5 protein-coding genes are annotated in these 7,784 nt (G+C 72.4%); all 5 read right to left on the bottom strand.

What is annotated here, in order from left to right; genetic code table 11:
• The coding region (locus AC0CYZ_RS08035; RefSeq protein ID WP_472214058.1) for a dynamin family protein at positions 1–786 on the bottom strand (786 nt) is incomplete at its 3' end.
• Between the two features lie 122 nt (positions 787–908).
• Entirely contained in the window at positions 909–2,786 is a 1,878-nt protein-coding gene (locus tag AC0CYZ_RS08030; protein WP_472214056.1) for a dynamin family protein, read from the bottom strand.
• Positions 2,787–2,925: 139 nt separating this feature from the next.
• Positions 2,926–4,683, bottom strand: coding sequence for a beta strand repeat-containing protein (locus tag AC0CYZ_RS08025; protein ID WP_472214054.1), 1,758 nt, complete (start codon positions 4,681–4,683; stop codon positions 2,926–2,928).
• A gap of 493 nt (positions 4,684–5,176) precedes the next feature.
• Entirely contained in the window at positions 5,177–6,679 is a 1,503-nt protein-coding gene (locus tag AC0CYZ_RS08020; protein ID WP_472214052.1) for an amino acid permease, read from the bottom strand.
• The coding region (locus AC0CYZ_RS08015) for an agmatinase family protein (RefSeq protein ID WP_472214050.1) at positions 6,676–7,784 on the bottom strand (1,109 nt) is incomplete at its 5' end. The genes AC0CYZ_RS08015 and AC0CYZ_RS08020, both read right to left, overlap by 4 nt.

The raw sequence follows: 7,784 nt of genomic DNA, 5'->3' as shown, positions 1-7,784 counted from the left end.
GTCCGCCGCCGCGAGCGTGGTCACGGCCCGGAACTCGTCCTCGCGCAGGGTGGCCGCGGTCGCGGCGAGGAGGCCCGCGACGGGCAGCACCGTCTGGCACAGCGCCGCCAGCCGCGCGTCCTGCTCGTAGCGGGCCGCGATCCGGGCCGCGCTCTCGAGGGCGTCCTCCCGGCCGTGGCCGACCTCGTCGGCCCGGGCCAGCACGCCCAGGGTGTTGATGGGGCGCCGCTCGGCGGGGTCGTCGCGGAAGGACTCGAGGAACCGGACGTCGGAGGCGTGGACGTGACGCATCAGGTACACCACGGCGTCGACCTGGGCCGGCGCGTCGTCGGCGCCGAGCGCGGACTCGGCGCGCCGGGACAGCTCGCTGCTCAGCGAGTCCATCCCCGGCGTGTCGATCAGGCTCATCGTGCGCAACGACGCCGAGGGCCAGTCGACGACGAGCCGGTCGATGTCCTCGGCGCGCAGGCCCCGCAGGTCGATGTCGAGCAGCGCCCCCGACGGCCGCGGGGGCAGCGGCCGGGGCGGACCGGTCCGCGGGTGGGCCATGACGCGGTACGCCAGCCCGTCGCGGTACCAGGTCACCACGCGGGTGCACTCCCCCGCGTCGGTGGCGGCGAGCTCCTGGCCGACCAGCGCGTTGAGCAGGGTGGACTTGCCCGCCTTGATCCGGCCGGCCAGCGCCACCCGCAGCGGCTCGTCGAGCCGGGACGCGACGGCCGCCAGCTCCGGCATCGCCGGCCCGCCCGCGTAGACGCGGCCGGCCTGGCGGACCAGCGCCCGCACGCTCTCCAGCAGCGGTCCCGACGGCAGGGGTCCCGGCGGCTGGGGTCCCGACGGCGGCCGTGGCCCCGTCGGCGGGGGCCCCGACGGCGGGCGTCCGGAGCCCCAGGGCCCGACCGGCCCGCTCACGCCCCACCCCCCGACGTGGCGGCGGCCGGGACCTCCCGGGGCGCCTCGACGCGCTCGCGGTGCGCGGACAGGTCGTGGAGGCGGGCGCGCAGCCTCGCCAGCAGCTCGAGGTCCTGGTCGAGGCGCTCCCGGGTGCCCGCGGCGTTCTCGTCGCCCTTGACCGCCTGCTGGGCGGCCACGAGCGCCTCGTTGGCCGAGCGCTGCAGCTCGGCGACCCGGTCGCTCCAGGCGGTCCGCAGCTCGCGCTGGACGTGGCGGACCGCGTCGCGCGAGTCCTTCCCGACCGTCATGTTGAACTCGTCGACGAAGCGGCGGACGCCCATCTTGGCCTCGCCGCGGCGCCGTTCGAGGGCCCGGCGCCGTTCCTCCTTGATGCCCGACCCGCCCATGAGCGCGGCCGCCACCAGCCCGAACGGCAACGGGATCACCAGCGCCGTCATGTGGCTCAGCATGGTGAACATGAGGAAGCCGCCGTAGGCCTTCTGGAACGCGGCCATCCCGGCGCCCTTGGCCTTCCTCTCGACGAACGCGGCGTCGATGGCGAACCCGCCGATCAGCTCGAGGGGCGCGCCGACGTCCCGCACCCCGACGACCTCGGCCTCGGCCAGCTCGAAGTGCTCACCGACCGCCCGGGCGACCTCCTTCGCCCGTCGCACGAAGATCGCGTAATTCTCCAGCGCCTCGCCGGCCAGGCGCTGCCGCAGCCATGCCTCGAACTCCTCCCACCCCTGGGCGGGATCGCCCTCGTCGATCTTCGCCTCCGCCTCGTGGAGCACGGCCCGCGACCGGTCGCGGAGGTCGAAGTCGACGTCGGAGGCGATGTCGCTGAAGCCGTCCTGGAGGATCTGCTGCCACCGCGCCGACCGGTCCCGCAGCGCGTCGGCGCGCTCCTTGGCCGCCGTGAGCTGCTCGACGACCACGCCGGCCTCGCCCGGGGCGTCCAGCGCGGTCCGCCGCGCCCGCATCACGACCTCGAGCTGGTCGATCACCGAGGACAGGTGCGCCGTGACGGTGTCGAGCGCCAGCTGCCCGGCGTGGCCGATGACCTCGTTGAGCCGGGCGACAAGGACCGGGAAGCCCGACTCCTGGTTGAGCTCCTGGTCGTCGGCCTTCGCCGCCTGCCAGCGGATCGTGTTGGAGAGCGGGATGATCTCGAGCGGGATCCGGTGGTGCGCGAGGTGCTCGGCGTCGAGCGTCCGGATCTGCTCCCAGTGCGCGTAGAGGTCGACCTTCGACAGGACGACCACGACGTGGGGACAGAGGTCCTGGACCGCGCGCAGGAAGCGCAGCTCGGCGTCGGTGAGCTCCTGGGACGCATCGGTGACGAAGAGGACCGCGTGCGAGCGCGGGAGGGCGCTCAGGGCGGAGGCGTTGGCCGTCGCCCCGATCCCGCCGACCCCGGGGGTGTCGACGAGGACGAGGCCCTGGGAGAGCAGCGGGCGGTCGAGGCCGACCGCGACCGAGCGCAGGCGGCGGTGGTTCCCGGCGTTGCCGGACTCCGATACGTAGCCGGACAGCTGTGCCGGCGGGATCGGCTCGGTCCAGCCGGCGCCGCCCGAGCCCGAGGCGGACTCGAAGTTCGCGACCGCGCTCACCTGCTGCGCGTAGCGCACCTCGGTGGGCACACAGGTCGCGATGTCGTCGTCCACGGGGCAGACCGCCACGCCGAGCAGGGCGTTGATCAGCGAGCTCTTGCCCTGCTTGAACTCCCCGACCACGTGCACGGTCACCGAGCTGTCGGTCAGCAGCGCCCGGGTCGAGGTCAGTCGCTCGGCGAGGTCCTCGCGTTCGTAGGCCTGCGCACCCTGCACGGCCAGGTCCAACGTCTCGGCGGCGTGGCGCGCCGCGGCGCCGCCGACCTGGGCGGGGGACATCGTGCCTCCTTGCTGGAGCGGCGTGGTGACGACCATGCGCCGGGTCGGTCCGCGGCACAAGGTCGCCGGGCGGAGCCGGACGCCGAGCGAGCCCCGGACCCCCACGTCCGGGGGTCCGGGGCTCGCTCGGGGGGACGACTCAGCCGTGGTGCTGTGCCGCCGAGGCAGCGTGGTGGTCGTCGCCGCCACCGTGCTGCGAGCCGTGCCCGCTGTCGTGCGAGTGCTGCGCGGCCGCGGCCTCGTGACCCTGGTCCTGGTGGTGGTCCTGGACGTGGGTCTCCGCGTGCTCCGCCTCGTGCTGCGGGGCCTGGTGCTCGACCGGCGCGAAGGTCTCCTGGTGGCCCTGGCCGGCCGCCACCGTCTGGTGGGCCTGCTGTCCGGCCTGCGCCTGCGTTCCGTGGAAGGCCCCGTGCCCGGCCCCGGCGCCGATCCCGCCCGCGGCACCCTGGCCCGCGGCGAGCGGGTGGAAGCCACCGGGGGCCCCCGGACCGGTCACCGTGTCACCGACGCCGTGCGACGTCGTGGTGTTGGTCGGGGTGTTGACCTGCGTCGGGTTGAACGCGCCGCCGACGTCGGTCCGGTCGAAGTGCCCGTCGACCGTCGTCCGGTCCCCCAACCCGTCGATCCGGGTCTGGTCGCCGAGCCCGGAGACGTGGGTGGTGTCGCCGATGCCGTGCACGTTCGTCGAGTCGAGCACGCCGTTGACGTTCGTCTGGTCGAAGTTCCCGGTGACGTCGGTCCGGTCGCCGAACCCGGACACGGTCGTGGTGTCGTGGCTCCCCGCGACCGTCGTCTGGTCGGAGTTCCCCGTCACGTTGGTGGTGTCGGAGTTCCCCTTGACGTTGGTGGTGTCGAAGTCGCCCCTGACGTTCGTCGTGTCGAGGGTCCCCGTCACCGTCGTGTCGTCGAAGCGGCCGTTGACGTTCGTGGTGTCGAAGTTGCCGGTCACGGTCGTGTGGTCGAGCACGCCGTTGACGTTCGTCGTGTCGAACGCCCCGGAGACGCCCGTGGTGTCGTTGATCCCGGTGACGTTGGTGGTGTCGCCCAGACCGGTCACGGCCGTCGTGTCGCTCAGCCCGGAGACGTTCGTGGTGTCGTTCAGCCCCGACACCGTGGTCTGGTCGCCGGTCCCACTGACGTTGGTGGTGTCGTTCAGGCCCTTGACCGTCGTGACGTCGTCGAGGCCCTTGACGTTCGTGGTGTCGCCGATGCCCGTGACGGTGGTCTGGTCCGCGACCCCGGTGACCGTGACCTGGTCGGCGACCCCGCTGACGGTCGTGGAGTCCTGCACACCGGAGACGGTGGCGGTGCTCCCGGCCCCCGAGATCACGCTCGAGTCGCCGGCGCCGCTGATGGTGATGTGCTCGCCGGCGCCCGAGGCGATGACGGTCTCCCCGGCCCCCGACGCGGTGACCGTGCTGCCCACACCGGACGCCGCGACCGAGGTCCCCGCGCCGGACGCCGAGACGGTGCCGCCGGCACCCGAGGCGGAGACCTGCTGGCCGACCCCGGTCGAGGTGACCGTGCTGCCGGCCCCCGAGGACGAGATCGTGCTGCCGGCCCCGGAGGCGGAGACGTTCTCGCCGACCCCGGTCGCGGTGACCTGGCTGCCGACACCCGACGAGGTGACCGAGCTGCCGGCACCGGTCGCCGTGATGTGGCTGCCGGCGCCGCTGGAGGTGACCTTGTCACCGACGCCCTCGACCTTGATGTTGCTGTTGTCGTGCGCCGAGTTCACCGTGACGTTGTTGCCCGTGACCGTGATCGCGGTGCCGGGCGGGAGGGTCTGTTCCAACTTCCCGGCACTGTCGAAGACGGAGGTGGTGCCGTCCTTGTGCTCGACGACGGTCTTGTTGTCCCCGCTGATGGTGGCGGCGGGGGGAGTCTGCGGAGCCATGGTGGTCTCACTTTCGGAAGGGGTCGGTCGGGAATCGACCGCCGGTGGTCGCGCTGTCGCCGGGTTCGGCGAGGCACCTCTGAAGAATGGCCTTCCGGGAATCGTCCCGAGAGGGTGCGCGCCCTCGTTCCCGGCGGGCATTCCCTGCCCCGCGGGGTGGGGTCTCCCCTACCGCCGCCGGGCCGCGCACGCGTGCTCCCCGGTCAGCGGGGGTGGCACCCGCCGCGGCCGCGAGCGTGGGATCCCCGTCGGAGGACGAGCGGGGGTGGGGAATGCCCCAGTACGTCATGAATCGCCCAAAGCCCCCGAACGTCTCCGTCCGATCCATGACGTCTCCCCCAGCGCAGCAGGCACCGCCGGGCGGTGCGATGGCTTGCCGGGGGAACGGTCGCGCAGGACGACCCGTGCCGTCATCCGTAGTCGACTACGCAAATCCGATCGGGACGACTCGGTGGACGGGGCCTTTCGCGGTGTTCGTCGCGAACGTCCGGATTCAGTGTCGCTCGACGGGAGTCGCGTCGCGGGCCTGGCGCCGCATGACCGCGTAGGCGCCCAGACCGAGCACGACGACGACCACCACGGCCAGCGGCGCCGAGTACTGCAGGACCACGCTGCTGCCGTCGGGGTCGTACACCGCCTGGCGGGGCCAGCCGATGTTCACCAGCAGGAACACCCCGAACACCACGGCCACGACGTTCACGGGCAGGCCCCAGCGGCCCAGCGAGAAGTGCGCGGGATCGGCCTCGTGGCGGGCCGAGCGCCGCAGCCGGTGCCAGAGACGCGGCACCGTGACGAACAGGTACGCCAGGTAGACGATCACCACCGAGATCGACGTGACCGAGGTGAACACCGAGGTCTGCCCCAGGTTGATCAGCAGCACCCCGATCGAGAGCACCCCGACGACGACGCCGGACCAGATCGGGGTCTTCGTGCGCGGCGAGACGTGGGCCAGCACGCGTGAGAACGGCAGCCGGCCGTCGCGGGCCATCGAGAACATGACCCGGGTCGCCGACGCCGCGATCGCCAGTGCCGCCGAGAAGATGGAGATCGCGACGACCGCGAGCACGATCCGCCCGAGGACGTCGCCGAGCTGGGAGGTGACCACCCAGGCGATGCCCACGCTCGACATCTCCGGCGCGGCGAGGTCCGGCGAGGCCACGAGCGCGGCGAGGATCAGCAGCAGCCCGCCGACGCCGGAGAGCAGCATGCACCGGATGATCGCCTGCGGGGCGGTCCGGCGGGGGTCCCCGGTCTCCTCGGAGAGCTCGGCCGCCGAGTCGAAGCCGTACATCACGTAGGCGGCCATGAGCATCGAGGCGAGGAACGGCCAGACGTAGGAGCCGTCGCCCTGGACGCCGTTCGTCTCGAGCACCACCTCGGGGCCGCGCTGGGCGTGGGTGAACAGCAGGACGACGACCACCAGGACGCCGACGATCTCGATGGTCACCCCGGTCCGCGTCACCCACGCCATGCGGGTCACCCCGAACGAGGCGATGACGATGCAGAGCGCGATGCAGATCGAGCCGAGGACGATGGCGTTCAGGGCGCCGGTCGGCGAGGTCGGGTCCGGGTCGCCGCCGACGAGCTGGAACCCGCTCCACACCTCGGGCAGCACGGCCTGCAGCGCGATCGCGATGGCCGCGACCGAGACGATGTAGCCGATCTGCATGAGCCAGCCGGCCATCCAGCCGATCGGGTCGTTCGAGACGCGTCGGGACCACTGGTAGATCGCGCCGGCGATCGGATAGGTCGCGGCGAGCTCGGCGAAGACCAGACAGACGCAGAACTGCCCGACGAACACGATCGGCCAGGTCCAGATGTAGGCCGGGCCCCCGAAGCCGTAGCCGATGATGAAGAGCTGGAACACCGTCGTCAGGATGGAGACGAACGAGAAACCGGAGGCGAACGACGCGAACGGGCCCAGTCCGCGGTGCAGTTGTTGCGCGTACCCCAGGCCGGTCAGGTCGGAGCTGTCGCGTTCCTCGAGTGCGGTCACGTGGTCCTCCTCGGCAGGTGCCCGGATCGCACGAGGCACCCGAGCGCGTCGACGATCACCCGGGTGGCCATGAGCGAGGTGATCTCGGCGTTGTCGTAGGGCGGTGAGCACTCGACGACCTCGATGCCGGCGAGCGGGCGGGCGTCACAGATGAGCTGGATGAACTTGAGGACCTCGCGGGGCAGGAACCCGCCGGGTTCGGGCCAGCCCGTGCCGGGGACGAAGGCGGCGTCGAGGCAGTCGATGTCGAAGGACAGCCACACCGCGTCGGTGCCGTCCCAGGCGACCTCGAGGGCCCGCTCGGCGGCCGCCTCGATCCCCATCTCGACGCAGTCGGTGACGGTCAGGATGCTCGTGCCGCGGTCGCGTCCGACGGCGACGCCGGGCCGGGGGGCCTGCCAGCCACCGATCCCGATCTGGACCAGGTTCTCGGGCGGCACGTTGGGCAGGTCCGTGGCGTGGAACCACGGGGTGGTGTGCATCCGCTCGTCGAGGTCGGTCTCCTGGGTGTCGACGTGGCGGTCGAAGTGGATGATCCCGAGCTTGCCGTCGAGGTTCTCCGCGACGCCGCGGCTGGTCGGGTAGCCGATGGAGTGGTCGCCGCCGAGCACCACCGGAAAGGCACCGCTCGCGTAGACGTGGCTGACGGCCTTGGTGATCTGGTCGAAGGTCTTCTCGATGTTGGCCGGGATCGTGAAGACGTCCCCGAGGTCGCACATCGTGATCGACTCGCGCAGGTCGACGCCGAGCTCGAACGAGTACGTGCCGTAGAGCAGCGAGATGTCGCGGATGCCCTTGGGCCCGAACCGCGTCCCGGGGCGGTAGGTGGTGCCGCCGTCGAACGGGGCGCCGAGGATCGCCACGTCGTACTCCCCGCAGCGGCGGACGTCCTCGACGAACGGGCTCTTCATGAACGTCGGGATGCCGGCGAAGTGCGGGAGCTCACCGCGGGAGAAGGTCGGGATGGTGCGGTCGACGATCGAGTCCGCGCCGGGCAGCCCCAGCTCGAGGCCGCGGGCGATCTCGGCGTCGTGGGCCGTCGTCGGGAGGGTCCGCTCGATCTCGACGGCCCGCGCGGCCTCGGGGCCGTGGCGGGGGCCGTCGA

Source organism: Actinomycetospora sp. (genome assembly GCF_055612215.1).
This window is presented reverse-complemented; position numbering and strand designations above follow the sequence as displayed.

Excerpts from the sequence above, each read along its gene's own strand:
- AC0CYZ_RS08030 (WP_472214056.1), bottom strand. The coding sequence starts at position 2,786 with ATGTCCCCCGCCCAGGTCGGCGGCGCCGCGGCGCGCCACGCCGCCGAG.
- AC0CYZ_RS08025 (WP_472214054.1), bottom strand. The coding sequence starts at position 4,683 with ATGGCTCCGCAGACTCCCCCCGCCGCCACCATCAGCGGGGACAACAAG.